This window comes from Methyloceanibacter sp. (assembly GCF_058506495.1).
In genome coordinates, this window is sequence record NZ_JBZMXT010000036.1 from 1 (window position 1) to 23,185 (window position 23,185).

25 protein-coding genes are annotated in these 23,185 nt (G+C 59.4%); 8 read left to right on the forward strand and 17 right to left on the reverse strand.

Annotation, left to right across the window (positions count from 1 at the left end; translation table 11 throughout):
- From AC33YF_RS08040 to AC33YF_RS08050, 3 genes are all read right to left on the reverse strand, one after another.
- Positions 1–2,171, reverse strand: a 2,171-nt coding sequence (locus AC33YF_RS08040; protein ID WP_491776682.1) for a sensor histidine kinase NtrY-like, incomplete at its 3' end; no start/stop codon positions are given.
- 323 nt (positions 2,172–2,494) lie between these two features.
- Positions 2,495–3,940 carry a nitrogen regulation protein NR(I) gene (gene ntrC / locus AC33YF_RS08045; protein ID WP_491776683.1) on the reverse strand — a complete coding sequence of 482 codons (1,446 nt, stop codon included), beginning with the start codon at positions 3,938–3,940 and terminating at the stop codon, positions 2,495–2,497.
- A 15-nt stretch (positions 3,941–3,955) separates the two neighbouring features.
- Complete coding sequence (locus AC33YF_RS08050) at positions 3,956–5,122, reverse strand: two-component system sensor histidine kinase NtrB (protein WP_491776684.1); 1,167 nt, start codon at positions 5,120–5,122, stop codon at positions 3,956–3,958.
- 206 nt (positions 5,123–5,328) lie between these two features.
- Here AC33YF_RS08050 and AC33YF_RS08055 point away from each other — a divergent pair, with 206 nt between their 5' ends.
- A complete protein-coding gene (locus AC33YF_RS08055; RefSeq protein ID WP_491776685.1) occupies positions 5,329–6,507 on the forward strand; it encodes a bifunctional 2-C-methyl-D-erythritol 4-phosphate cytidylyltransferase/2-C-methyl-D-erythritol 2,4-cyclodiphosphate synthase in 1,179 nt (392 codons plus the stop codon).
- The gene (locus AC33YF_RS08060; protein ID WP_491776686.1) at positions 6,504–7,004 is read left to right on the forward strand and encodes a CinA family protein; all 501 of its coding nucleotides are present in this window, start codon (positions 6,504–6,506) and stop codon (positions 7,002–7,004) included. Before AC33YF_RS08055 ends, AC33YF_RS08060 begins: the two co-directional genes overlap by 4 nt.
- Here the strand turns inward: AC33YF_RS08060 and AC33YF_RS08065 are convergent.
- From AC33YF_RS08065 to eno, 13 genes are all read right to left on the reverse strand, one after another.
- The gene (locus AC33YF_RS08065) at positions 7,001–7,483 is read right to left on the reverse strand and encodes a type II toxin-antitoxin system RatA family toxin (protein WP_491776687.1); all 483 of its coding nucleotides are present in this window, start codon (positions 7,481–7,483) and stop codon (positions 7,001–7,003) included. The genes AC33YF_RS08060 and AC33YF_RS08065 overlap by 4 nt on opposite strands.
- A 14-nt stretch (positions 7,484–7,497) precedes the next feature.
- Positions 7,498–8,460 carry a lipoyl synthase gene (lipA, locus tag AC33YF_RS08070; RefSeq protein WP_491776688.1) on the reverse strand — a complete coding sequence of 321 codons (963 nt, stop codon included), beginning with the start codon at positions 8,458–8,460 and terminating at the stop codon, positions 7,498–7,500.
- Between the two features lie 21 nt (positions 8,461–8,481).
- Complete coding sequence (locus AC33YF_RS08075) at positions 8,482–8,577, reverse strand: GlsB/YeaQ/YmgE family stress response membrane protein (RefSeq protein WP_491776704.1); 96 nt, start codon at positions 8,575–8,577, stop codon at positions 8,482–8,484.
- A gap of 210 nt (positions 8,578–8,787) precedes the next feature.
- Positions 8,788–9,021, reverse strand: coding sequence for a GlsB/YeaQ/YmgE family stress response membrane protein (locus tag AC33YF_RS08080; protein ID WP_491776689.1), 234 nt, complete (start codon positions 9,019–9,021; stop codon positions 8,788–8,790).
- Between the two features lie 81 nt (positions 9,022–9,102).
- Positions 9,103–10,515 carry a dihydrolipoyl dehydrogenase gene (gene lpdA, locus AC33YF_RS08085; protein ID WP_491776690.1) on the reverse strand — a complete coding sequence of 471 codons (1,413 nt, stop codon included), beginning with the start codon at positions 10,513–10,515 and terminating at the stop codon, positions 9,103–9,105.
- Positions 10,512–11,129: a GNAT family N-acetyltransferase gene (locus tag AC33YF_RS08090; protein ID WP_491776691.1), complete on the reverse strand. Its 618-nt coding sequence runs from the start codon at positions 11,127–11,129 to the stop codon at positions 10,512–10,514. The genes lpdA and AC33YF_RS08090 overlap by 4 nt, the downstream gene beginning before the upstream one ends.
- Positions 11,126–11,716, reverse strand: a complete 591-nt coding sequence (locus tag AC33YF_RS08095; RefSeq protein WP_491776692.1) for a GNAT family N-acetyltransferase — start codon at positions 11,714–11,716, stop codon at positions 11,126–11,128. Before AC33YF_RS08095 ends, AC33YF_RS08090 begins: the two co-directional genes overlap by 4 nt.
- Positions 11,717–11,740: 24 nt before the next feature.
- On the reverse strand, positions 11,741–12,826 hold the full coding sequence (locus AC33YF_RS08100; protein ID WP_491776693.1) for a 2-oxo acid dehydrogenase subunit E2: 1,086 nt from the start codon (positions 12,824–12,826) through the stop codon (positions 11,741–11,743).
- A 2-nt stretch (positions 12,827–12,828) separates the two neighbouring features.
- Positions 12,829–13,317: a DUF6980 family protein gene (locus AC33YF_RS08105; protein ID WP_491776694.1), complete on the reverse strand. Its 489-nt coding sequence runs from the start codon at positions 13,315–13,317 to the stop codon at positions 12,829–12,831.
- Positions 13,314–14,753 (reverse strand): pyruvate dehydrogenase complex E1 component subunit beta, encoded by a 1,440-nt coding sequence (locus AC33YF_RS08110; RefSeq protein WP_491776695.1) that lies wholly within the window; start codon positions 14,751–14,753, stop codon positions 13,314–13,316. Before AC33YF_RS08110 ends, AC33YF_RS08105 begins: the two co-directional genes overlap by 4 nt.
- A 4-nt stretch (positions 14,754–14,757) precedes the next feature.
- Positions 14,758–15,744 (reverse strand): pyruvate dehydrogenase (acetyl-transferring) E1 component subunit alpha, encoded by a 987-nt coding sequence (gene pdhA / locus AC33YF_RS08115; protein ID WP_491776705.1) that lies wholly within the window; start codon positions 15,742–15,744, stop codon positions 14,758–14,760.
- A gap of 186 nt (positions 15,745–15,930) precedes the next feature.
- On the reverse strand, positions 15,931–16,254 hold the full coding sequence (locus AC33YF_RS08120) for an FtsB family cell division protein (protein WP_491776696.1): 324 nt from the start codon (positions 16,252–16,254) through the stop codon (positions 15,931–15,933).
- A gap of 72 nt (positions 16,255–16,326) precedes the next feature.
- Complete coding sequence (gene eno, locus AC33YF_RS08125; RefSeq protein ID WP_491776697.1) at positions 16,327–17,601, reverse strand: phosphopyruvate hydratase; 1,275 nt, start codon at positions 17,599–17,601, stop codon at positions 16,327–16,329.
- A gap of 124 nt (positions 17,602–17,725) precedes the next feature.
- Here eno and queC point away from each other — a divergent pair, with 124 nt between their 5' ends.
- Complete coding sequence (queC, locus tag AC33YF_RS08130) at positions 17,726–18,442, forward strand: 7-cyano-7-deazaguanine synthase QueC (protein WP_491776698.1); 717 nt, start codon at positions 17,726–17,728, stop codon at positions 18,440–18,442.
- A gap of 95 nt (positions 18,443–18,537) precedes the next feature.
- On the opposite strand, the gene AC33YF_RS08135 is transcribed toward queC, so the two are convergent.
- Entirely contained in the window at positions 18,538–19,272 is a 735-nt protein-coding gene (locus AC33YF_RS08135) for an SDR family oxidoreductase (RefSeq protein ID WP_491776699.1), read from the reverse strand.
- 241 nt (positions 19,273–19,513) lie between these two features.
- Between AC33YF_RS08135 and AC33YF_RS08140 the strand changes: the two genes are divergently transcribed.
- The 5 genes from AC33YF_RS08140 to AC33YF_RS08160 all read left to right on the forward strand — a co-directional run bounded on the left by AC33YF_RS08140 (position 19,514) and on the right by AC33YF_RS08160 (position 23,093).
- Positions 19,514–20,317, forward strand: coding sequence for a c-type cytochrome (locus AC33YF_RS08140; protein WP_491776700.1), 804 nt, complete (start codon positions 19,514–19,516; stop codon positions 20,315–20,317).
- Positions 20,318–20,455: 138 nt separating this feature from the next.
- Positions 20,456–21,091 (forward strand): 7-carboxy-7-deazaguanine synthase, encoded by a 636-nt coding sequence (queE, locus tag AC33YF_RS08145; protein WP_491776701.1) that lies wholly within the window; start codon positions 20,456–20,458, stop codon positions 21,089–21,091.
- Between the two features lie 72 nt (positions 21,092–21,163).
- Positions 21,164–21,544, forward strand: a complete 381-nt coding sequence (locus AC33YF_RS08150) for a 6-pyruvoyl trahydropterin synthase family protein (protein WP_491776702.1) — start codon at positions 21,164–21,166, stop codon at positions 21,542–21,544.
- 51 nt (positions 21,545–21,595) lie between these two features.
- On the forward strand, positions 21,596–22,090 hold the full coding sequence (gene queF, locus AC33YF_RS08155) for a preQ(1) synthase (RefSeq protein WP_491776706.1): 495 nt from the start codon (positions 21,596–21,598) through the stop codon (positions 22,088–22,090).
- Positions 22,077–23,093 (forward strand): DUF1835 domain-containing protein, encoded by a 1,017-nt coding sequence (locus tag AC33YF_RS08160; protein WP_491776703.1) that lies wholly within the window; start codon positions 22,077–22,079, stop codon positions 23,091–23,093. Before queF ends, AC33YF_RS08160 begins: the two co-directional genes overlap by 14 nt.
- The last annotated feature ends 92 nt before the right edge of the window (positions 23,094–23,185 follow it).

A 23,185-nucleotide genomic window follows, 5' to 3' on the forward strand; every position in this document is an offset into this window, starting at 1 on the left:
GCGTCGGGTTTTGCGGCAACACTACTGTCCGCCTCTTTGTTGTGCACGACCGGCAGATCAAGCCGTACGGAGGCGCCCTGCACCTTGCCATCGCGCTTCGGTGCATCGGCCAACTTCAGGCGGCCGCCGTGTTGCTCTGTTATGCGCTGTACAATCGCTAATCCGAGCCCAGTGCCTTTGACGCGCGTTGTCATGTAAGGCTCGATCAAGCGGTCGCGATCTTCCTTCGGTAGACCGCATCCATTGTCGATAACTGTGATGTGGATGCGGTCTCCCTTTTCGTCGACCTTCGCGGTGATCGTACCCGTGCCTCCGCGCTCCGGGTCGTTCTCGATAGCTGTGTCGATACCTTCGCTCGCGTTCTTGACCAGATTGGTGACTGCCTGCGTGAGAAGGCGCTGATCGGACATGGTCGTGACAGGCTTGTCAGGTAGGTCCAATGAAAAATCGATATCGGGGCGGCTGACCTGAAATAGGAATACGGCCTCTCGCACGATCTCACGCACATCATGCATTTCCATGACCGGTTTCGGCATACGAGCAAACGCGGAGAACTCATCCACCATGCGCCCGATATCGGACACCTGCCGCACGATTGTATCCGTGCACTGTTCGAAGACCTCACGGTCCTCTGTAATGACCTTCCCGTATTTCCGGCGAATGCGTTCCGCCGACAGCTGGATTGGTGTAAGCGGGTTCTTGATCTCGTGTGCTATGCGACGGGCAACATCAGCCCAGGCGGTCGAACGCTGCGCGATGACCAGCTCCGTGATGTCGTCGAAGGTGACAACATAGCCCTGGCCTTCGCCTTCACTCGTCACACGAACTGCGAAGTTCCGCTCAGAGCCGCGCCTTCTAAGGGAGACTTGGTCGGTCGCCGAACGCCTTCCGTGTTTACGCGTGCGTTTCAGTTGCGGTCCGAATTCGGGCACCGCATCGGCGAGTTGTTTGCCGATAAGGTCTGAGCCCTTGAGGCCCAGGAGTTCCTCAGCCGAAGGGTTTACGAGATTCACAGTGCCATCTGCATCAACACCAACAACGCCCGCCGTTACGCCCGATAGCACAGCGGACATGAAGCGGTTGTGCTCGTCGAGCGTCGCGTTGGCGCCGACGAGTTCATCGCGCTGATTCTTGAGTTCGGATGCCATGGTGTTGAATGTTGAGCCCAGCACCGCAAGGTCGCCATCAGCTGGATTGACGCCGACCTTCACACCGAGATTACCATGGCTAATTTCTTCCGCCGCGCCCATCAACTGGCCAATTGGGGCGACGAGCCGGTTCGCAAACCACATGCCGATCCAGATCGCAGACAGGAGCAGCGTCAGCGCAATGGCCACGTACATCAAGCCGAAAGCCACCTGAACACCTGCGCGCCGTTGCTCGAGTAATTGATACTCAGCAACATTGGCTCGCGTTGCCCTCAGTTGTTGAAGCACGCGGGCGTTCACCGGCCGGATGACGTATAGGTACGTATCGTCGAAGTTATCGAGGCTCTTTATCGCCCCAACCAAACTGGTCTCGCCTGGGGCAATGACGATTACCTGCCCGTCTTTCGCGAGGTCCATCGCCTCGGGTGGCGGCGCGCGATAGGGAATGTTCGCAATAGAGGCTGCCGTCGCCAGCATCTTCCCTTCGCTGTCGATCAGGTAGGCAGCGGGAATAGCGCGGACGGTGGCCTGAGCGCGCAGGAAGTTTCCGAAGCCTTGAGGCCGCGCACGGACCAGTTCCACGGCTTCGTCTATGTCCTTGGCCATGCCAACCGTATCGGCGCGGATGACTTGGCCGTGCTCCTGCAGATAAGCGGTTGCCACATCGATCGAATTTTGAATGATGTCTTTCGTGCGCTGCGAGAACCAGTGATCCAGGCCGCGGTCGAGCGAGATGCTGGCAAAGATCGCAAGCGCGATGGCTGGAACCACTGCGATGACGCTGAAGAGGCTGACAATCCGGACATGCAACTGCGCGCCGGCTTCATGTCGACGCTTGGCGAGCCATAGCCCCGTAACCTGCCAGGCGATTAGTGCGATCATCGCGACGACAAGCACCGCGTTGATCAGCAACGTGGTGACGACCACGTCCTGTGTAGGAACGATGGGCGTCAGACCAGTTAAAACAAGATAAGTGGCAAGCCCCGCGCAGAGGGACAGCACCATGATGATGAGGCCGAGCATAAACTGGAGGCGTCGGCGTTTGGCCGGAACGGTGGCTTGTCCATCTGTGTCGCGCTCAGACGAACTTTGAGGCGGCCCGTCTACATTGCTGACCGACTTAGATATTTTGTTTTCAGGTGCGGGGTCGCGCAAGGTCTGCTGCTCTCCCTCCCAAGCATCTTGTTCGGTTCAGGCCGACTCTCTTGAGTGCGATCAAATGATCACAGTCATGATGCAATAAGATCACATTGTGGCGCTTTGGCGACAGCTCAAGCGGTCAAGCCTACTCACCGGAACGGACGTTCCGGTCGTGATATGGCATGCGTGGCGGGACCTGGCTAGGGCTATGCTGCAGGCGTGCGAATGACTTTGATGCCCAGGTCGCGGATCTTTTTGCGCAACGTGTTCCGGTTGACGCCAAGTAGATCGGCAGCACGGATTTGGTTGCCGCGAGTTGCGGCTAAGGCTGCTGTGATCAACGGCGACTCGACCTTGCGAAGAACCCGTGTGTAGAGCCCCGCCGGCGGCAGTTCTTGGCCAAAGCTCATGAAGTAGTCCCCGAGGTACCGTTCAACAGCCTCAGACAAATCCGCGGTGGCTTCCGAGGCATCGTTAAACTGCGCCGGCCGCGCGGCGGGAGCGAACTCGCTTTCGACCATGTCCACTGTCACGATGTCCTGGGTGTAGATAGCGGACAGTCTCCGGACAAGGTTCTCAAGTTCCCGCACGTTGCCTGGCCAATTGTGCCGCTTAAGACGTTCGATCGCGCCGGTTTCAAAGCTCTTCGGTGGCAGTCCTTCCTTCTCTGCCATTGCGAGAAAGTGGCGGATGAGATCCGGAATGTCCTCAAGACGCTCGCGCAAAGGTGGAAGGCGCAAGGGTACAACATTAAGCCTGTAGTAAAGGTCTTCGCGGAAAAGCCCCTGGTCGATCTGCTGCTGCAGGTCGCGGTTGGTTGCGGCGATAATCCGCACATTCGTCCGAATGGGGGTTCGCCCACCAACTGTCGTGTATTCGCCTTCTTGCAGCACGCGTAAGAGCCGCGTCTGTGCCTCCATGGGCATGTCGCCAATCTCGTCAAGAAAGAGCGTTCCGCCCTCTGCCTGTTCGAAGCGGCCGACATGACGTGCTTGCGCACCCGTGAAGGCTCCTTTCTCGTGTCCGAATAGTTCCGACTCGATGAGCTCCTTTGGAATGGCCGCCATGTTGATGGCGACAAAGGGCCCGTTCCGCCGCTTCCCGTATTCGTGCAAGGCACGCGATACGAGCTCTTTGCCGGTCCCGGACTCACCGCTGATCATGACGGTCAGATCTGTTTGGGTCAGCCGTGCCAGAACTCGATAGATGTCCTGCATCGCCGGGCAGCGCCCGATCAGCGGCATCCCATCGGAGGATTCGGCAGAAAGTGGCTGCACGTTCTTGCGCGGTTCGGCGAGTGCCCTGCTTACGACTGCGATGAGCTCGTTCAAGTCAAACGGCTTCGGAAGATACTCATACGCGCCGCGCTCAGCCGCGGTCACGGCCGTCATGAAAGTGTTCTGAGCGCTCATCACGACAATTGGAAGGTCCGGCCGAAGCTTCTTGATCCGCGGGATCAGATCGAATGCGCTTTCGTCAGGCATCACCACGTCGGTGATGATGAGGTCCCCGTCGCCCTGGCTAACCCAGCGCCACAGCGTTGCGGCATTACCAGTCGCCCGAGGCGCGTACCCTGCCCTGGCAAGTGCCTGGTTCAAGACTGTTCGAATGGCCGCATCGTCGTCGGCGATTAGGATGTTGCCTTTGCCCATTTCTTGTTTTTTCTCTTAGCTCTGCGCTTCGCTTTGTTCTGTGATTTGAGTTGTCCGTGTCGTCCCATCAGAAGTCGCCATTGGCATCAGCGCGCGAAACACTGTGTAACGCGACTTAGAATCGCATTCGATGATGCCCCCATGGTCCCCGATGATCTTGGCGACCAGGGCAAGGCCGAGGCCGGTTCCGGATTGTTTTGTGGTAACAAACGGATCGAACAGGTGCTGGAGCAGGTCGGCGGGCACGCCGCTGCCATTGTCTTCGACGGCGATCTCAAGTGGCAGGCTGACGCGGGCTTGACTGCCTGGGACGGACAGCCTGACACCCGGACGAAAAGCCGTCGAGAGAGTTATCTGGCCGTCTTTTCTTGAATCGCCGATTGCTTCGGCTGCGTTCTTAATCAAGTTCAGAAAAACCTGAACTAGTTTGTCGCGGCTCCCGGGTACAGGTGGGAGCGAGGGATCATAGTTTTCGACGATCTTGATGCTGCTGGCGAAACCAGTTGAGGCAACCTGCTTCACATGGTCGAGCACGTCGTGAATGTTGACCGGCTCGCGCTGCAGCGGCCGTTCGTCCCCGAAAATCTCCATTCGGTCAACGAGGTTGCAAATACGGTCCGACTCCGAGCAAATCAGCTGCGTCAGCGTACGGTCAGTCTCGTTAGACTCGCCTTCAAGCAGCTGCGCCGCACCTCGAATGCCTGAGAGCGGATTCTTGATCTCATGCGCCAGCACCGCCGCAAGCCCAGATACGGAGCGCGCGGCACCGCGATGGGTCAATTGGCGTTCAATCATTTGGGCCATGCTGCGCTGTTGGATCATGACCATGACCGAGTTTTTTCCGACCTGAACGGGACCGCCATAAAGGTCGACGAGCTTCGTGGAGTCGAAGCGGAACGAACTAAGTTCGACACCATATTCGTTGACTGTGGTTCCATTCCGCTGGACCTGCTCGACGAGCGCGATGAGCGGGCATCCAAAAGCGACCACGTCTGGCAGGCTATGGCGGCAAAAGACACTGGAGCTCATCTGGAAGAAGTCCTCTGCCGCCGAATTCACGTATTCGATGGCGAGGCCCTTGCCCACGACCAGGAGCGGATGCGGGAGCGCTTCCACAAGCGCTTCACACGCCAAACCCCTAGCGTTTCGTGTCGCCCCTTGCGTTTTGGCTGAGAGCGTCAATGTCTATATCCTCGCGGCCTCATTCCAGTGGCCGACAGCTAGTGCGCAAAAGATGAGCACAAATGTCTCATGAACTAATATTGGGCAAGATACGTGTGTTTTGGTACGGGGGCAATAATCGATATGCCGCAGTGCAACAATGTTACGAATCAGCCACTCAGGCCTCTTAGTGCACAGGCCTGTGCTGTCAAACGGGGAGACTGCGTGTGACTGTGGTGGCGCTGATCGTGGCGGCTGGACGTGGGGCGCGCGCATCCACAGACGAAAGTCAGCCGAAGCAGTATTGCGACCTCGGCGGGGCGCCGATGCTATCTCGGACGCTCGCCGTCTTTGCGGCACATACCCGCGTCGGGAATATTTTAGTGGTCATTCATCCCGACGATTTAGCGCTCTATCGCGAAGCCAGCGCCCCTTTTGCCGATAAGATCTTGCCGGCGGTCCCGGGTGGCGCGCGCCGCCAGGACAGTGTCCGCATGGGCCTTGAGGCGCTCGCCGAGGGCTCGCCCGAAAAAGTTCTGATCCACGACGCTGCACGTCCCTTTGTCGATGAGGCGCTCGTGTCCAGGGTGATCGATGCACTCGATGCGAGCCCCGGCGCCCTGCCCTGTCTGCCCGTCACCGATACGCTAAAGCGCGGAGAAGAGGGTCACGTGACGGGTACCGTTGCCCGAGCGGGGCTTTATCGCGCGCAGACTCCGCAAGGCTTCGACTTCGAGAGTATTCTCGCGGCACATCGGGCGGCAGCGCGGGATTCGACACTTGAGTTCACGGACGATACGTCAGTTGCCGAATGGTTCGGGATAGAAGTGGCGATCGTCGAGGGTTCCGAAAACAATCGCAAACTAACTACGGCGGAGGACCTGATGATCGCCGATCGTATGATGCGGCAGAGTGCGGCTCCTGTAGGAACCATACGGGTCGGTTCTGGGTACGACGTGCACAGGCTGGGCCCTGGCGACTCCGTTATGCTGTGTGGTGTGCGGATTCCGCACACACGCGCGCTGATGGGGCACAGCGACGCGGATGTGGGTCTGCATGCACTCACAGACGCTTTGCTGGGAACGATTGCCGACGGCGATATCGGTGCGCACTTTCCTCCGTCTGATGCGCGTTGGCGTGGCGCTAATTCCGACCTGTTCCTGAAGGACGCAGGCGATCGCATCGCCGGGCTTGGTGGCAAGATCGTGCATGCCGATATCACGCTAGTTTGCGAGACGCCGAAGATCGGGCCGCATCGCGACGCGATGCGAGGTTCTATTGCAGACATTCTTGGTCTTGGCATGACGCAAGTTAGCGTGAAGGCCACAACAAATGAGCAGCTTGGCTTTATCGGCCGTGAGGAGGGCATCGCCGCCATGGCAACGGCCACCGTTCTGCTGCCGTGAGCGCTGCACCCTCATATGAGGCGCTAACGGTTCTTGCGTCCGAGATCCTTGATGCAGCGCGCGGCCGAGGTGACGCGATCGCTACGGCGGAGTCTTGCACCGGTGGCCTGGTCTCGACGGCACTCACGTCCGTTCCAGGTTCCTCTGACGTATTCGACCGCGGATTCATCACGTACACCAACACGGCGAAATCCCAGATGCTTCACGTGCCCTCCTGGTTGATCGAGAAACACGGCGCCGTGAGTGAAGAGGTTGCCCGCGCCATGGCTGGTGGAGCCTTGATCCACAGCAACGCAACTATCGCTGTGGCCATAACGGGCATAGCAGGACCCGGTGGCGGTACTATCGACAAGCCTGTCGGACTCGTTCACTTCGCGGCCGGGCGACGCGAGTTGCCAATGCAACATCAGCGTATCGAGTTTGGAGATATCGGCCGGGACGAAGTTCGGCGGTGCAGCGCCGAACATGCCTTACGAATGCTAGGCGCCCTCGCCTAACGCGAGCTCGAGCGTGCGTGCGCGGTGTTCTGCACGCCATAGACCTCGTCTGCGCGCTCCTCAAATGCGTTCGTGAACTTGCGGACCGCCTTGTCGAATAGGCTGCCGACTAAGCGTTCAAATAGGCGCGAGCGAAACTTATAGGCGATGTAAAAATCGATCTCGGAACTATCCGTGCCGTGAGGTTCGAACGTCCAACGGTTCTCCAAGTGTTCGAATGGCCCGTCCACATATTCGACGAGGATCATGCGATAGGAAGGATCCAGGGTCACACGGCTTGTAAACCGCTCGCGGATCATTCTGTAACCGACCTCCATATCCGCTGTCAGGACTTCCCGATCTCCGACCGCCTCGCGACGTACGATACGAAGCGCCTCGCACAACGGCAGAAAGTTGGGATAATCCTCCACGTTCGCTACCAACGCATACATATCGTCAGCCCCATGGGCGACACGGTGTCGAGTTTCGAAGGTCTGCATGCTGAGTTGTTTACTTAGCCGCCAAGGCCTGTAAGCCTTGCCGTTTTCAGGCGCTCGAAGTCCTCGGCCGCGTGATAGGACGAGCGGGTCAGCGGCGCCGAGGCGACGAGCAGAAAGCCCTTCGCTTGGCCAATTCGCTTGTAGTCGGCGAACCGCTCGGGCGTGACGAAGCGATCGATGGCTGCGTGTTTACGCGTCGGCTGAAGGTACTGGCCGATTGTCAAAAAGTCGACTTCCGCCGCGCGCAGATCGTCCATCACGCTCTCGACCTCACCATCCGTTTCACCAAGCCCGACCATTATTCCAGATTTCGTAAAGACAGCGGGGTCACGTTGCTTGGCGTCTTTCAACAAAGAAATTGAGTGTGCGAAATCTGCTCCGGGACGAATACGCCGGTAGAGCGATGGAACGGTTTCAATGTTGTGATTAAAGACATCGGGACGGGCTTCGAGCACGACCGCAAGCGCGCCCTCCTTGCGCATGAAGTCGGGCGTCAGGACCTCAATCGTTGTCTGCGGGGCCGCCTCGCGGATTTCTAGTATCGTCCGAGCGAAATGTATGGCTCCACCGTCGGGAAGATCATCGCGATCCACTGATGTAACCACGATATGGGCAAGCTCAAGCTCGGCTATGGCGTCCGCGGTACGTTTGGGTTCGTCCGGATCGAGGTGGGCGGGCTTGCCCGTTGCGACGTTGCAGAACGCGCAGGCCCTTGTGCAGATATCGCCCATGATCATGACGGTCGCATGCCGTTTCGACCAGCACTCACCAATATTGGGACAGGCGGCCTCCTCGCAGACCGTGTGCAAACCGTGGCGCTTGATTATGCCGCGAGTGCCGTCGAAGGCGTGAGCACCAGGTGCCTTCACCCGGATCCATGCCGGCTTCCGCATCAAAGGCGTATCCGGAAGCCGCGCCTTCTCGGGATGGCGAGGCCGCGCCTTCGGTGTGTCGACTGTATTCAGCAGTGTGACCATGAATGAACGCGCAAAGCGTACCTAGTTGCTAAGCTTTCGCCAGAGCCAAATCACGATCACTGCGCCGACAGACGCAACGATCAGATTGCCGAGCCAACCGTAGAACTCAACGCCCACGACTCTCGCGAGCGTGCCGCCGAGAAACGAACCGGCAATGCCAACAAGGAAGTTGGTTAGGAGGCCATGGTCCGATGCGGTGATCTTCTCGGCGATATAACCGGCCAAAACGCCGATGATGATCATGCCGATGAAGCCAACGCCTGGCATCGAGAACAAACCGTGAGCTTCCATACGTTTCCACCTTTGCGAGGCCGGGGCGCGCTGACCCTACCGCATCCTCTGCCAAAGCCAAATACACAGGATAGCGCCAGCTGTGGCGATGATCACTTGGCCGATGATGTTCGTGGCGCCAAGGCCAACAAAGCCACCAAGAGAGCCGCCGACCACCGCACCGACAACGCCAATCAACAGATTGGTAAGAAGGTCGTTTTTGCGCCCCATGACATACGAGGCGAGAACTCCAGCAATGAGGCCGACCACAAGGAAGATGATTAGCGACATTCTAGGTCTCCTATAGATGCTCTTTTGGTAGTTGGACGAGCATCGAAACGCCGTGCAACGCCCCTCTTTTCTTCCGAACGATCAGCTATGTAATGCTCTTCCATATGCATCCAGAACCGACTCGTGCATCATCTCCGATAAGCTCGGATGGGGAAAGATCGTGGCCATTAGTTCTGCTTCGGTGGTCTCAAGCGTCTTGCCGATTGCGAAGCCTTGAATCAACTCCGTGACCTCCGCACCGATCATGTGGGCACCGAGCAAAGCACCGGTTTCGGCGTCAAACACGGTCTTGATGAGCCCGTCGGTCTCACCAAGCGCGATGGCTTTCCCATTGGCGGAATAGGGATATCGGCCAATCTTGAGCGCATAGCCTCTGTCCCGCGCCTCAGCTTCTGTAAGTCCTAGGCTCGCAATCTGCGGGGTACAATATGTGCAGCCGGGCACATTGGTCGACTTCAGCGGATGAACGCCGTCGACGCCGGCGATCTTCTCCACACAGAGGACGCCTTCGTGCATGGCTTTGTGCGCAAGCCACGGAGGGCCTGCGACGTCGCCGATTGCGTAGATCCCAGGGACGGTCGTGCGGCACCATTCATCGATAACAATATGACCGCGATCGACATTTACGCCGAGCGCTTCGAGTCCGAGCCCCTCCACGTTGCCTGTAATCCCGACCGCGAGAATCACCCGTTCGACAGCGACCTCGGTAATTTCGCCATCACTCCTGCGAAGCCATGCCAGGACGCCGCCAGGGTCGACTCTGCTGAGCCGTGCCACGGTTGTCCCTGTATGGATTGCGATACCTTGTTTGGCGAATGCCATATGGGCCAGTTTGGAGATTTCCTCGTCTTCGACGGGCAAAATCCGCGCTTGGACTTCAACGACCGTCACGTCGACACCGAGCGCACGATAGAAACTCGCGAACTCGATCCCAATGGGGCCGGAGCCGATCACCAGAATAGACTTCGGCAGATGAGCCGGAACCATCGCCTCCTTATAGGTCCAGATGCGCGTGCCATCGGGTTCCAAGCCAGGCAAGCTTCTCGCGCGCGCGCCAGTCGCGACGATGATGTGTTTTGCCGAAATGGACGGGAGAATCACGCCGTCGTTCGTTGTGAGAGCCACCCGGCCCGGGCTTTCAAGCTTCCCTTGAGCGTCGAACACCACGATCTTGTTTTTCTTCATTAGAAACGCAACACCGCGGGAAAGCTTATCCGCCACGTTGCGGCTCCGCTGAATGAGGCGCTCGAAATCGATACCAATGCCGTCGACGCGCAAACCGAATGCTTCTGCTTCTTTGACTTGGCGATAGAGCTCGGAGGCCCGAAGGAGCGCTTTCGTCGGTATGCAGCCCCAATTCAGGCAGATGCCGCCGAGGTGCTCACGTTCCACCACCGCCGTGCGCATGCCAAGTTGCCCGGCACGGATCGCAGCGACATAGCCGCCCGGCCCGCCACCAATCACGACAAGATCGAATTCCGTGCCCGAGGTCACGACGAGGTCCTCTTTGTCAAAGATCGCGTCATCAAGAGCCAGTCACCAGTTTGCAGATATGCCTCCGGGAGGATTGCAGGCTCTTGCGCAACGACTTGATAGCCACATCGTGAGTACAGTCGTGTTGCGCCAGCATTCCAACTCCCGACTATAATGCTGCTTGCTGCGGCACCCGCTTCGCGTGTCCGGTCACCGGCGATTTCAAGAAGCCTAGCGCCAATACCCTGGCCTCGGTATTCGGGGAAGGTCGCAATTACATTGACGTACCACGTGCCGGGCGCCTTGGCTTCAAGACGCACCAATGGCCGAAACGGCTCGGGCATGTCATCGAGGCCTGTGAGGTCATATGGGTCGTCTAACAGATACCCTATCAGGCAAGCGGCGATCTCATCGCCGGCCAACGCGACCGTCGTGTGGCGGTAGGAGAAGCCCCCCTCCTCCCGGCGGGCTCTCTCACGTCCGACTTCCAGCGCCGAGCGGCCCGGTTCGGCCATCTCAAGCCACAGGCGGTTCGGTACGCCTTCGCCTGCAATGTCCATCAAGACTGTCAGCGTGGCGGTGTCGGCAAGCGATGCAGGGCGTATTGTTGGATCCACTTTCTTTTTCGAGCTCACGTCAGCGGCCTCGTCATCAGGACCCACTCCCCTGAATATGGAAAGCCCTCGGGAAGCGTTACCGGCTCCCGCGCGGTAGGACGATAGCCGCACCGGGCATAGAGCCGCGCCGCCCCCTCGTTCCAGCTGCCGACAACGAGCGTGCTCGAAGGTGCGCCGACTTCCCTCGCCTTCGTCGCCACATGCTCAAGCATTTGTCGACCCAGGCCCTGGCCGCGGAACTCGGGAAAATTTTCAATCACGTCCACATACCATGTGCCGACGGCACGAACTGCGAGACGTGCGACCGGGCGAAAGATGGCCGGCTTCTCTTCAACGCGAGATAGGTCGTAGAGGTCTTCCGGCAAGCCGCCAATGATGCCCCCGGCAATCTCTGTCCCCATCATTACGATTGTAGCATTCCGGAAGGAGTCCTCGCCGTCGTCGCTTCGCACCAATTGGCGGCCGACTTCGACAGCTGAGTGTCCTGGGCCCGCCTTATCGAGCCAGATACGATTGGCCAGTCCATTGCCGGCGATATCAATGAGGATCGCCAGATCAGCCGCATCCCCGAGTGTCGCCGGGCGGAATGTGGGTGCGAGCGCCATGGCTAACTCAGGTCGGCTCCATCCCTAGACAAGCATCGTCACAGGATCTTCGAGGTAGGCTCTGAAGGCGGCGAGCAGTTCCGCGCCCAGCGCCCCATCAATGACCCGGTGATCGCACGACAACGTCGCCCCCATCATTGTGGCGATCTTGACCGCGTCATCTTTGACGATAGGCTTCTTCTCGGCGCGCCCCACGGCAAGGATCGAACTATGCGGCGGGTTGATGACTGCGTCGAAGCTATCAATGCCGTACATCCCAAGATTTGAGATTGATGTTGTGCCGCCTTGATACTCGTGCGGTGCGAGACGCTTAGAACGAGCCCGGCTCGCCAGATCGCGCATTTCGTTCGAAATCTCCGAGAGACTCTTCAGCTCCGCGTCGCGAATGACCGGCGTATGGAGGCCACCGCCTTCTAGTGCCACGGCCACGGCAATGTCGGATGGACGATTGCGCAATATGCCTTCTTCCGTCCAGATCGCGTTCGCGGCCGGCACGGTCTGCAGAGCCATTGCCATTGCCTTGATGATGAAGTCGTTCACGGACAGTTTGAACGCACGCGGCCCTTCTTGTGGCGCCATACCGTTTAGGCGTTCCCGTGCTTCCAGCAGCGCATCGAGTTGGCACTCGATGTTCAGATAGAAGTGCGGAATTGTTTGCTTCGCCAGCGTGAGCCGCTCGGCGATGAAGCGCCGCATTGTATCGTGCGGCACCACTTCGTACCGGCCTGGCTCGTAGAGCGCGAGGATCTGTTTATCTGGCAGGCCCTGCGCGATAGTGCGTTCTGGCGGCGCTGGAGTTGCGTGCATCAGCTCACCCATGACAGGCGCCTCAGGCGGGGGCGCTGCCGCTTCGGGTTCCGATTGTCGCGTTTGGGCCAGGGCTTTTTCGACGTCGGCCAGAACGATCCGGCCATGCGGTCCTGAGCCTGTTAGGGCTGTGAGATCAATATTGTGCTCGCGGGCGACGCGCCGCGCGAGAGGCGAAGCGAACAAACGCCCCAAACCGTTCGGCCCGTCATGCGCATTGGCCAGGATTTGCTCAGCGATCCGGTCCATGACTTGCTCTGGCGAGCTATCCTGTGAATCCTCGTGATCGTGCGGGACGCCCATGATCAAAGCCCCTTCTCAATCCACCAGGCCTCGCTTTGATAAGAGGCAGGCAGCGTATCGAGTTCCTCGTCGAGCACCCCGACCTCGTGACCGAGGATCTTCTCGGCCTCGTCAAAGAAGGCGTCGCGTACCGACGCTGGCAGCGGTTTTCCGCTCCATGGATCGAAGCGCAGCGTAGTCATCGATGGACCGCCATCGAAAACCGGCATGCCGAACTCGCGAAAGACGGGTGAGTAAATCACGGGCTCCTGTGGATCGCATGCGGCCCAAAGAAGATCCGGAAAGTCATTGAACAATATCGACTTTCTTGGATCCAGGTCGAACACTTCTCGAACTTCCGCGATATGCTCCACGAGGATCGCGAAGACGCCCCCCCAAATCTCATCCCAGCCGTCCTCGTCCCGGTCATAGTTCTGAAAAGGCTGGCACGCAGCCCGATTGGCCTCGATTTCCGTGTCCATTTCCTCGTCTGTCATCCAGAAGTCCGTCATGCGGCAGTCTCCCGGTAGCAGACCGATTTGGCCGCGCTGACGACAAGGTCCACGGACGGGAGCGCCAGTTTTTCAAGGTTGGCGGCATAAGGCATAGGGACGTCCGCGCCGGTTATCTTCAGCGGCGGTGCATCGAGGTAGTCGAAGGCGTGGGCCGTAACGTATGCACAAAGCTCACTACCGATGGAGCAGACGGGCCAACCTTCCTCGATGGTGACGATGCGGTTGGTCTTGCGAACAGAGGTCAGCACTGTGTCCATATCAAGCGGACGCAAGGTGCGAAGGTCGATGACCTCAGCGTCGATGCCCTCCTCGGCCAAGCGCTCAGCCGCATCGATCGTGTACGCCAACCCGCGCGAATAGGAGACGAGGGTTACGTCGTGACCGGGGCGTGCAATTCGTGCTTTGCCGATCGGCAGAACGAAATCATCGAGCATGGGGACCGGGAAACTTTGGCCATAGAGGATCTCGTTCTCGAGAAACACCACAGGAGTGTTCTCACGGATCGCGGCTTTCAAGAGGCCCTTCGCATCCGCGGCACTATAGGGAGCTATCACCTTTAACCCAGGGACTTGTGCGTATATTGCCGAGAAGTCCTGGCTATGCTGTGCAGCGACACGGGCGGCCGCTCCGTTCGGCCCACGAAATACGATCGGGCAATGCATTTGGCCGCCCGACATGTAAAGCGTCTTGGCGGCTGAGTTGATGATGTGGTCGATCGCCTGCAATGCGAAGTTCCACGTCATGAACTCGACAATGGGCCGTAGGCCTGCGAAGGCCGCACCAACGCCGACGCCGGCGAAACCATATTCCGTAATCGGCGTATCGATCACGCGGCGGGCGCCAAACTCGTCCAGGAGTCCTTGTGTAACCTTGTAGGCACCCTGGTACTCTGCCACTTCTTCCCCGATGACAAAGACGTCGCCATTGCGGCGCATCTCCTCAGCCATGGCATCGCGCAGCGCTTCGCGCATGGTCAGGTCCTGAGTTTCTGTGCCTGGAGGGACTTCGGGCGCAGGCGCGGGTTCGGCCGGTGCGGCCTGCGGCCCCGCTGGGGCAGCCTCAACTTCCGGTTCGACTTCTCCCAGCGCTGGCGACGGTTCTACGGCGCTTGTCGGCGTAGCGGTTTCCGCGGGCTCGAAAGTTGACGGCGGCTGAACGATCGTGGGGCCACCTTCCGCGAGCGCCTCATCGTCCTCCAGTTGCAAAACCGCGATAGGCTGGTTGACGGGAACGTGCTCGGTGCCTTCGGCCACAAGGATCGTCTGAATGACCCCATCCTCGATGGCTTCCACTTCCATGGTCGCCTTGTCCGTTTCTATTTCGGCGATGACGTCGCCGGTTTGGACCTTGTCTCCGGCGCGAACATGCCATTTGGCCAGAGTGCCCTCCTCCATCGTGGGCGAAAGGGCAGGCATCAGAATATCAGTGGGCATCGCCTCACCCCTTAGTCGCTACAACGTCTGTCCAAAGCTCGCTTGAAGCGGGTTCCGGCTCGTCCTGGGCGAATTGCGCAGCCTCGTTGACAGTTTCTCTCACTTCTTTGTCGATTGCCTTTAGCTCGTCTTCCGCATGGCCGAGGTCGACCAGTCGCTTGTGGGCGAGTTCTATCGGATCGTGGTGCTGGCGCATGTCCTGCACCTCCTCGCGCGTCCGATACTTGGCGGGATCGGACATGGAATGACCGCGATAACGATATGTCAGCATTTCGAGGATCATCGGCCCTTGTCCGCTACGAACATGGGCAAGTGCCTCTTCACCAGCGGCTTTCACCGCCGCAACGTCCATACCGTCTACCTCACGTCCGGGAACACCAAACGCCCGCCCGCGATTGTGCAGCTCCGTTGCCTGCGCGGAGGCGCGTTCTACGGCGGTGCCCATGGCGTAGTGATTGTTTTCGATGATGAAGAGCACAGGGAGCTTCCACAACGCGGCCATATTGAAGCTCTCATAGACCTGGCCCTGATTTGCGGCGCCTTCACCGAAGAAGGTGAGACAAACGTTGTCGTTGCCGCGGTATTTATTTGCGAAGGCAAGCCCGGCGCCGAGCGGCGCCGGCGTGCCGACTATGCCATGCCCGCCATAGAATCCCTTCTCGACGGAGAACATGTGCATGGATCCGCCTTTACCTTTGGAGTAGCCGCTCCGCCTGCCCGTTAGCTCCGCCATGACGCCCTTTGGGTCCATGCCGAGAACGATCATGTGCCCGTGATCCCGGTAAGACGTGATCACCTGATCGCCCTCGCGCTTGGCCATCATCATGCCGGTCACCACGGCTTCTTGACCAATATAGAGATGGCAAAAGCCGCCGATGTAGCCCATGCCGTAGAGCTGACCGGCCTTCTCCTCAAACCGCCGAACGCGCAGCATGTTCCGGTAAGCTGTCAGGAGCTCTTGTGGGGTAAGATCCGGGCGGGCGGAAAAGATCGGCTGTTCGGGGCTGTCGGAGGGCCTCTGGTCAACCGAGAAATTGGCTGCTCCAGGCGTTAGGCTTGGGCTGGTCAATCAAGGCCTCCTTACGACTCACACCGTGTTCGCCAGCGAAACTAGCACGAGTCCAAAGTCAGCCAAAAGACACGGACGGCGCGACAAAACGCGGTTTCAAGAGGGATTTCAGCGTTTGATGAGCGGTCCGGTGGGGTCCGGGGGTCGCCTGTTCATCATCACGAGATCGCTCGGATGGGCGAGGTTCAGAATGGCTCGTGCGCGCTCGTCCAGCATGTCGGGGTCGAGGCTATCAGGCTTCAAAAGTGCCACGTCCCGTTCGATGCGCAGCCGAACCTCTCGCAGTCCCTCGAGCTCGCCCTCCAGCACAGCCGCACGGCGCTGCAGATCGGTCTTAGCCGCCAATCCGTGATCGCCGTTTTGCAGATGAAAGCCGAAGTAGCCGCCCGCCCCCAGAGCAAGAAGCGGGAATATGAGCGCCCTGAACCGCATAGTCCCTCCCCACGCAGCGAATCACAAACATCGATGCGCAGCCGTTAAGGTGCGGTTACCGCGAGGCCGCTTTTATCCTTTGAGGATCGCTTTTCCTGCGTAGCGCGCTCTCGGGCCCAGGTCCTCCTCGATGCGAATGAGCTGGTTGTACTTGGCAACGCGGTCCGACCGCGCCAACGAGCCTGTCTTTATCTGTCCGCAATTTGTCGCCACCGCCAGATCCGCAATCGTGGCGTCCTCGGTCTCACCAGACCGATGAGACATAACAGCCGCGTAACCCGCATCCATGGCCATGTTTACGGCGTCAAGGGTTTCCGTGAGCGTTCCGATCTGGTTCACCTTCACAAGAATGGCGTTGGCGATGCTCTTGTCGATGCCCTTTTTCAGGCGTGTAACGTTCGTGACGAACAGGTCATCGCCGACCAATTGCACGCGATCGCCAATGGCTTCCGTGAGCGAGCGCCAACCGTCCCAATCGTCCTCGGACATGCCGTCCTCAATTGAGAAGATCGGATAGCTGTTGACGAGCTCCGTATAGTAGGCGGCCATCTCATCGGCCGTCAGGCTGCGTTTTTCGCCTGCAAGCTCGTAGCGACCGTCCTTGAAGAACTCCGTCGCCGCGACGTCCAATGCCAAATAAACGTCCTCACCCGGGCTGAACCCCGCGGTCTCGATTGCGCCCATCACGAAGTCGAGGGCGGCGCGCGTCGACTCCAAGTTCGGGGCGAAACCACCCTCGTCGCCAACGGCTGTACTGTGCCCGGCACTTTTGAGTGCTGCGGCCAGCGCATGAAAGATCTCAGCGCCAGTCCTAACAGCTTCCGACAGATTGGCAGCGCCGACGGGCATGACCATGAATTCTTGAAAGTCGATGGGGTTGTTCGCGTGGGCGCCGCCGTTGACGATGTTCATCATGGGCACAGGCAACAAGGTTGCATCCTCGCCGCCTAAGTAGGCATAGAGCGGCATCTCCTGCGAATGTGCAGCGGCCTTGGCGGAGGCAAGAGAAACGCCCAGAATGGCGTTGGCGCCGAGCCGCTTCTTGTTCTCCGTGCCGTCGAGATCGCGTAACAGCTGATCGAGACCGCGCTGATCTTCGGCATCGAACCCATTAAGCGCTTTTCGTATTTCGCCATTGATCGCATCGACGGCCTTCTTGACACCCTTGCCACGATAGCGTGCACCGCCGTCGCGCAACTCGTGGGCTTCATGGGCGCCGGTCGATGCTCCAGACGGAACCGCCGCCCGGCCATGATGACCGCTTTCAAGGACAACATCGACTTCGACCGTCGGGTTGCCGCGGCTATCAAGGATTTCTCTGCCGACAATGTTGGCGATGGTTGCCATGTGGGTCTCCCCCAGTAACTTGCATGATGTTTTTCAGGCCGTCATAGCCTAGGCGGAGGGGAACGTGAAGGCGTATATGTGAGAGAAAGGCCTTGCCGTAACTTAGGCCATCCGGAGACGCTTCATGCCATCATCCTCCGCAGACAAGCCGGCCGGCGCACTGGTCTTGTTCTCCGGCGGTCAGGATTCTACGACCTGCCTGGCGTATGCCTTGGAGCGCTATGGGCGCGTGGAGACGGTCGGTTTCAACTACGGTCAGCGACACGCCGTAGAGTTGGAGTGCCGGCAGCGAGTCCTTGCGGCGATCCCTCAACGTTTTCCGGCCTGGTCCGAGCGGTTGGGCGCGGATCATATGATCGACTTGTCGACCTTTGGCGCCATTGGAGAGACTGCGCTGACGTCCGAAACCGAGATCGTCATGACGGGCTCCGGCCTGCCGTCGACATTCGTGCCTGGCCGGAACCTCGCTTTCTTTGTTTACGCGGCCGCGGTCGGGCATCGCCGAGGGTTAAACGTTCTGGTTGGCGGCATGTGCGAAACCGACTACTCCGGCTACCCAGACTGCCGCCATGAAACGCTTCAGGCACTGCAAAGCGCCATTCGCCTCGGAACGGAGATTCCTTTCTCCATCGAGACACCTCTTATGCGGCTCTCGAAGGCAGCTTCTTGGGCCCTTGCGGACGAACTCGGGGGTAAAGCCTTGATCGACCTAATTCGCGAAGAGACGCACACGTGTTATCTGGGCGATCACGTCACCAAGCACGCGTGGGGTTATGGCTGCGGGAGATGCCCCGCCTGCGAGCTGCGCGCCAAAGGGTACGAAGAGTGGCGCGCGAGCTGAGAGGCTATCTGCCTCCGGCTTGTCATCCCGGATTTATTCCGGGATTTGTTAGGGAGGCGCGGCAGGAAGGCCCGACTCATGATCGCCGCGCCTAGCTAGAGCGGTTGCACCGTGGGCCGGACAACAACCTCATTGATGTCGATGTCGTCAGGCTGGCCGATCGCATAGGCGGCTGCCTCCGCAATCGCCTCGGCAGGAACTGCCATCGCACGCAGGCCATCGACCATCTTCGCGGTCTCATCGTGGGTGATCGCGTCGGCGAGTTCCGACTCCGTTGCGCCGGGCGAGATAATCGTCATCCGGAGATTGTTATGTTCCTGGCGGAAGCCCTCGGAAAGGGCGTGTACGGCGAATTTGGTGGCGCAGTAGACCGCGCCGGTGGGGATCACTTTGTGGCCGGCGATAGAGGATATATTGATCACGTGCCCGAAGCCCTGGCGGTTCATGATAGGAAGGGCTGCGGCGATCCCATAGAGCACGCCCTTGATGTTGACATCGATCATCTGATCCCACTCGTCGACTTTCAGCGCGGCGAGTGGCGAAAGCGGCATGACGCCGGCGTTGTTGATGAGGACGTCCAGTTTGCCGGCGGTGCCCTCGGCAAACTGGAGAAAGGTGTCGACATCCTGCCGGTCCGTTACATCGACCGTCCGTGACGCTGCCGTGCCGCCACCGGCGCGGATCTCCTCGACGATCTTCTCTAGCTTCTCCGCGCGCCGCGCCCCGAGAACGACCCGCGCGCCCAGCTTAGCTAAGTGCCGGGCAGTGGCTTCGCCAATTCCGCTACTCGCGCCCGTGATCGCGACAACCTTCCCTTCGATATTCGGCATTGTCTGAAGTCCTCTCCACTTGCGCCTAGCCGAAAGCGATGGTTCAGCTGGTCGGGTTTGCCTCGCCGCGTTTGTCCTGCCCGAATGTGGTGTAGCTGTGTTTTACGAGGGTAGAGCAATCAATCTTCGTAATGCCCAATTCGGCTGCTTCACCCTGCCCTCCAACGCAAGAATCCTGTGCTATACGTTGCGGTCTACGTTCGGGCCCAGGCACGCGCTATGTGAGGATCAGAGTAAAAGAATGATTCAAGACAAACGCCTGAAAGTTGCAAAGGCGCTTGGTCTGTTGTTAGCGGGCCCTTTCGTTGCTAGCGCGGTTCTCGCGACCGCTCACATCTTCGAGTTCGAGATCGCCGCCGCAGAAGCGGCGGAGGCGGCCGAACGCGCGTCACATCGGTTCGTGCGCATCGCCCAAGCTGAGACGGGCGAGGCCGATGGAGAAGCGTCAACGGAATTGCCGATAGAACCTCCAGCCGATCCGGTCGCTGAAGGCGAAGCTGAGGCGAAGGATGCCGCCGAGACCGAGGTCGTGGTCGAGGAAGAAGAGGAGAAGTGCTGCAAAAAAGGCGATCGCACGCCTCCGTTCAAGCTCCTTGCCGAAACAGCCCCGGGCGAACTGAACAATCCTTATGATTGGCGAGAATTAGCAGCCGAGAACGAAAAGGATCCCGACTATCTGGTGAAACAGTTCCGTGCGCCGGGCTGTGGTCAGTGTCACGGCGCAAACGGCGGCGGCAAGTTTTGCCCGACCCTGAACAAAGGAGTCTGGTCCTGGGGCAATACCGACGATGTGTTGTTTCGCCTGATCGCTCTTGGGTCCGTGGAACTAGAGAAACAGGGCTGGACGCGTTACCAGCAGGGCGAGATCAAAGCGCCGATGCCCGAGATGGGCCAAGTCGTGAAGACCTCCGATCAACTTTGGAGAATTGTCTCGTATATAAGGTCGATCAATCCTGGCGCGAACCCGCCCGAGAAGGTCCTGCCTGGAAAGTACACGCCGCCCATCCAAGTAGCACCGCCCGGGGAAGCAGCGCCGGCTGAATAGAGACCCTCACGTCAAGGTCCCGTTCTGGCCTTGATGCCGGAAGACGAAAGATGCGACCGGGCACCCAGGTAATGCGTGTTGATTCGTATATGCTTGCGTCCCTTGCCTCAACGCTCATAGGAACCCACTTACCCGCCCATGTACGCGGTAAAGGAGATCTACTACACGCTCCAGGGCGAAGGGATGCAGGCCGGTCGGCCGGCGGTATTCTGCCGCTTTGCCGGTTGCAATCTGTGGTCTGGGCGTGAGGCCGACCGCGCGGAGGCCCTTTGTAACTTATGCGATACGGATTTTGTAGGAACGGACGGTCCGGGCGGCGGGCAATTCGAAATGGCCCAAGATCTCGTTATGGCCTGCCGGTCTGTGTGGCGTGGAAACGCTGGACTGCCCCGCTTCGTCGTCCTCACAGGCGGTGAGCCAATGCTGCAAGTCGATGAAGCCCTCGTGGCGGCATTGCACGACGAAGGCTTCGAGATCGCAATTGAGACGAATGGCAGCCTTCCTGTGCCGGAACAGATCGATTGGATTTGCGTCAGTCCGAAGCCGGGCGTGACGTTGCAGCAGCGGTCCGGAGACGAACTGAAACTCGTATACCCGCAAGCCGAAATCGGGCCTGAGGAGGTCCTCGGCCTCGGCTTTACCCATTTCCTGCTGCAGCCCCTCGACGACCGCGCGGGCGGAACGTCGAATCTACAAGCCGCGATCGAATACTGCCTCAAAAACCCCAGATGGCGCCTCAGCCTGCAGACCCATAAAATTCTGGGATTGCCATGAGAACTCCCCGCGCGTCCTGGCTGTGGCGTACAGCCTCTGGTCGGCACACGAAAAATCCCGTAAACAGCGCCAATGCGAATTTATAAAGAGTTCTTCTTCGAGGCAGCACACTTCCTGCCGTCGGCGGATCCCAGCCATCCCAATGCACGCGTGCACGGGCACTCCTTCCGCGCGCGCATCACGGTGGACGGGCAACCCGATGAAGACACCGGCATTATTATCCACTTCGGTGAGTTGGAGGCCGCCATCCAAGAGGCTCGGGACGCGCTGGACCATCGCATGCTGAATGAGATTGAGGGGCTATCGGCGCCGACCTTGGAGCGTATCACGATGTGGCTCTGGGACCGGCTTCACAATCGCCTGCCCGGGCTGGTCGAGATTGTCGTAGCCCGCGACTCTTGCCATGAGGGCTGCGTCTATCATGGCCCACCAATGCGGCTTGCAGCCGAGTAGCCGATGGCGAAGCGCTCAACCAAAAAGGCTGCGAAGAGCCCAGCCAGAAAGATGGCCGAGGCCGCAGAGAGCGCCTCCAAAAAACAATCCCCTAAGCAGAAGGGTCTAAAGCAGCTTGGCAAGCCCACGGCCCTACCCGCCTCGCCCGATGAGGCGTTACTCGAGCGAGTTCCGAACCCCCATCTCGGGACGGCATACGTGGCGCGCTTTACTGCGCCGGAGTTTACCTGCCTGTGTCCTGTGACAGGCCAGCCCGACTTTGCGCATTTCGTTCTGGATTACGCACCTGGCGATTGGTTGGTTGAATCCAAGTCGTTCAAGCTATTCCTGGGTAGCTTCCGGAACACGGCTGCATTCCACGAAGACACCACGCTGAAGATCGGCAAGGCGATCGTTGATTTGCTTGCGCCGACTTGGCTCCGCATCGGCGGCTACTGGTTCCCGCGCGGCGGAATTCCCATCGACGTCTTCTGGCAGCATGGTACCGAGCCGGAGGGCACATGGATCCCCGACCAGGGCGTCGCGCCCTATCGTGGACGCGGCTGATCCCGGCAAAGGTTCGCAAGCGATGGTCGATCTCATCATTACTAACGGCGACGCCGCCGGAGAACTCCTGCGCCGCACCCTGCGAGGCGCTGAGGTCCTGCCCTGGCGGGATATGCTTTATGAGGGCCCGGTGCCGCTCACAGAGACGCGCGAAGAGCTGACTGAGGCTCGGGTGGCCTATCTTTCAGGGGTGGGCGCGGGCGCGGAGGAGGCTCTCCAGTTCGATTTCTCCGCTCGGTTCAAGGGTCTGAGCATTAGTGCGAATTTTGATCGTGTTATCTTATGGTTTGAGCACGACCTTTACGATCAGCTTCAACTCCTGCAGGTCCTCGACTGGTTTGCCGATCATCCACGCGAGCCTGAAACGCTCCTTCTGGTCCAGACCGACGATTACATTGGCCGTCAAGAACCGGACGCGATCGCAGAGCAAGCGGACGCGGCGCGGCCAGTTTCGGATGCGCAGCTTGATCTTGCGGTTCGGGCCTGGGCCGCGTTTCGTCAGCCGACGCCGGAAGCCTGGGCGCAGCTTTTGAAAGAGGACCTCTCGGCGTTGCCCTTTCTGAGGGGCAGTGTTCTGCGGATGCTCGAGGCGCTTCCAGGGCCGGATGGCCTGACACGAACGGAACGACAGATACTCGCGTGCCTGCACGCAAGGTCCGGGCTCACGTCGGTTGCTCTCTTCGGTGCAGTACAGAAGATGGAAGACGCCGAGTTCATGGGTGACTGGAGCTTCTGGCGGGTCCTTGATGGGTTGGCTCTTGGAACCGCGCCCCTTGTTGCGGGGCTCGACGGCGCTCCCTTCCAAGTTGAGGACAAGGCGCGCATGGAAGCTTATGTAAGGAGCCAGCCGGCCCTGACCACGCTGGGCAACCAGGTCGTCACAGGGCAGACCGATTTAGCGGAACATCGTCCGATAGACCGTTGGTGGGGCGGCGCGCATCTCACGAATGCGCAATTGTGGCGCTGGGACCCGGAAACAGAGCATCTGATCGCACCGGTTTAGCGCGTTGATACCGGCTCCCTCAGAAAACTAAAGCATCGCCTTTGCCAACCGATCAAAGGCCAGCAGTTCTCCCAATAGCGTATCAAGCTCAC